4 protein-coding genes are annotated in these 2,813 nt (G+C 67.0%); 1 reads left to right on the top strand and 3 read right to left on the bottom strand.

Going from position 1 to position 2,813, the window contains the following annotated elements; genetic code table 11:
- From AC1DZ6_RS22900 to AC1DZ6_RS22890, 3 genes are all read right to left on the bottom strand, one after another.
- On the bottom strand, positions 1-788 hold a 788-nt coding region (locus AC1DZ6_RS22900), incomplete at its 3' end, for a GIN domain-containing protein (RefSeq protein ID WP_477099414.1).
- 10 nt (positions 789-798) lie between these two features.
- Complete coding sequence (locus tag AC1DZ6_RS22895) at positions 799-1,365, bottom strand: DUF1700 domain-containing protein (RefSeq protein WP_477099413.1); 567 nt, start codon at positions 1,363-1,365, stop codon at positions 799-801.
- On the bottom strand, positions 1,362-1,688 hold the full coding sequence (locus AC1DZ6_RS22890; protein WP_477099412.1) for a PadR family transcriptional regulator: 327 nt from the start codon (positions 1,686-1,688) through the stop codon (positions 1,362-1,364). The genes AC1DZ6_RS22895 and AC1DZ6_RS22890 overlap by 4 nt, the downstream gene beginning before the upstream one ends.
- 365 nt (positions 1,689-2,053) lie before the next feature.
- On the opposite strand from AC1DZ6_RS22890, the gene coxB reads away from it, so the two are divergent.
- On the top strand, positions 2,054-2,813 hold a 760-nt coding region (gene coxB / locus AC1DZ6_RS22885), incomplete at its 3' end, for a cytochrome c oxidase subunit II (RefSeq protein WP_477099411.1).

Genomic DNA, 2,813 nt, shown 5'->3' with positions numbered 1-2,813 from the left:
CACCAGTCCTGGTGCACCTCGCCGGAGCCGGCGACGTTCGAGTTGAGGACGGTGGGCTTGCTGGTCAGGTAGACGTCGCCGCTGCCGGCCACGTCGACTTCGGTCGCGCCGTGCGGAGCGACATGCGCCTCGCCGCTGCCGGCCAGGGCGATCTTGGCGTCGCCGGTGTCGAGACCGCGCAGGTCGGCCTCGCCCGAGCCCGAGACCCGCAGGTCGACCTTTTTGGCCTTGCCCTGGGCGTCGACATTGCCGCTGCCGTTGATCTCCAGCACCAGGTCCGGCTGGTCATAGGCTTTCAGATAGAGGTCGCCGCTGCCGTTCAGGGTGAAGGACCGCACGCTGGGGGCGACGATCTCGATGGACAGCTGGTCGCTGTCGCGCCGGGCGTGGATGATGACCGTACCGCCGCCGTCGGCGTCGCGCAGGGCGATACGGCCGTTCTCCATGATCACCCGGTCGACCAGGGCCTTGGGACCGGTGACCCGGACGCTGGCTCCGGCCCCGGCGGCGGCCTGGGTGAAGATCACCTCGGCCGGCGCGTCGATCTGCAAGGAGTCCGAGCCGCTCCAGGCGATGTCCCGGGTGGTGTTCTCGCCGTTGTCGACGTGGCCCGAGCCGGGGCCGATATGGACGTGGTCGTTGTCATCGCTGACTTCGACGTTCCAGTCGGCCGGGAAGCTCCAGCCGTTCTTGACGATGTCGCGGCCGCCGAGCGCGAAGGCCCCGGCGAAGCAGCCGACGCAGAGCACGAAGCTGGCGACGGCGACGATAGTCAGGTTGCGGATCATGGCGGTCCCCTCAGACCTGGGTTTCGATGGCCGGCTTCAGCAGCCGGTAGTGAAGGCGGCCGTACCAGACCAGGCCATTGACCAGGGCGATGGTCAGCAGGGTGGTGACGGCGGCCAGGGCGGTGGCGGCGGCCATCAGGCCTATGCCGAGCAGGAAGGCCACGGCGGGCCCGCCGGGCGGTCCGGCGAACGGTCCCACGGTGGCGACCGCGCCCCCGGCCACGAAGATGCCGATGGACGCCATGAAGAAGGCGAACAACGTCCCCAGCACGCCCATCAGCAGGGGCAGCAGGAACAGGATGTCGATCGCGCCCAGGCCGACGATGGCGAAGATCGCGCCGGCGGCGGCCGAGGGGTTCTTGGCCTCTTCCCAGCGCTTGACCCCCTGCTCGGCGCGCTGTTCGCGGGCCAGGCGTTCGGGTTCGCCCAGGGCGGCGGCCACTTCGCTCTCGCTGCGCCCGGCTTCCTGGGCTTCGTTGAAGTGGGCCTCGTAGTCGGCGACGATGTCGGCGATCTGGGCGGCGGGCAGGCCGGCCAGCCCGCGCTTGAGGCGGGTGAGGAATTCGGCGCGCGTCATGCGGCGGCTCCCAAGATGGTCTCGACGGCCGCGGTGAAGGCCGCCCATTCGGTCTTCTGCGCCTCGAAGCTGGCCCGACCGGCGGCGGTCAGGCGGTAGTATTTGCGCGGCGGACCGCTCTGGGATTCCACCAGATAGGTCTCGACCTGGCCGTCCGACTGCATGCGGCGCATGAGCGGGTAGATCGTCCCTTCCCCCATATCGATATCCTTGGCGAGCTTGCTGGCGATTTCGTAGGCGTAGCTGTCGGCGCGCGACAGCAGGGCCAGCACGCAGAGCGCCAGCACGCCTTTCTTGAGTTGAACTTCGATGGCTTCCGTCACGGCTTGCAGGTTCCCGTTGCTGAGCACCCTTGTGACGCAAGGTAGTGTCCAATGCAAGGTAGCTGTCATTACATGTTAGTAATGGTACGTAGCCCCAAATGGATCGTTGTTGAGACCTGTTCTCAGGTGAGGCGCCTTGGCTCCGCGCAAGGCGTTCGGGGGAACGCCTCTGGCGCTTGGCAACCGGGATTGGAGCGCGTATGCACGCCAGCGACCGGCCAGAGACGCCGGGACCGGCCTTCGATTCCTCGTCGCCTGACGAAGTCGATTGCCTAAGTCCCGTGTCGCTGGTCGTATTGTGCATGTCGGCGCGGCGTGGGGTTGATCGCGACGCCAAATCGCCGCCGAAACGGGCCGTGAGGGATATGAAGGCGCAAATTCAGGGGATGCGGCGGAAGTTGACGGGCGTAGCCGCCGTCGCCGCCACGACGATGGCCCTTTCGGGCGTGTTCGCGGGGCAAGCCCTCGCCAAGGGCGCTGAGCTGCTGGGTCAGCCGACCCCGGACGCGATCCACCTCCAGAAGGCGGCCTCGCCGCTGAAGTACGAGGCGATCGCCTTCCACGACCACATCCTGATGCCGATCATCGTGGCCATCACCCTGCTGGTGCTGGGCCTGCTGATCTGGATCGCCATCCGCTACAACGCCAAGGCCAACCCGGTCCCGGCCAAGTTCAGCCACAACACCACCGTCGAGATCATCTGGACCATCGGTCCGGTGCTGATCCTGATGGTCATCGCCATCTTCTCGTTCCGGCTGCTGTTCGCCTACAACGACATGCCCAAGCCCTACCTGACGGTGAAGGCCACCGGCTACCAGTGGTACTGGGGCTATGAGTATCCCGACCAGAAGATCAGCGAGATCATCTCGGCCCCGCTGACCAAGGCGCAGGCCGACGCCAAGAAGGTCCCGTACCTGCTGGCCGCCGACAAGCCGTTGGTGGTGCCGGTCAACCAGGTGATCCGCGTGCAGGTCACCGGCGCCGACGTGATCCACGCCTTCGCCCTGCCGGCCTTCGGCCTGAAGACCGACGCCATCCCCGGCCGCCTGAACGAAACCTGGTTCAAGGCCGACACGATCGGCGTCTATTACGGCCAGTGCTCGGAGCTCTGCGGCGTCGACCACT

It is taken from the genome of Caulobacter sp. P1_B12_2 (genome assembly GCF_056406675.1).
The sequence above is the reverse complement of the archived record's forward strand: the minus strand, read 5'-3'. Positions and strand labels throughout refer to the sequence as shown.

Bases quoted from the DNA above. Each gene is read 5' to 3' on its own strand.
- AC1DZ6_RS22895 (WP_477099413.1), bottom strand. From the start codon at position 1,365: ATGACGCGCGCCGAATTCCTCACCCGCCTCAAGCGCGGGCTGGCCGGC.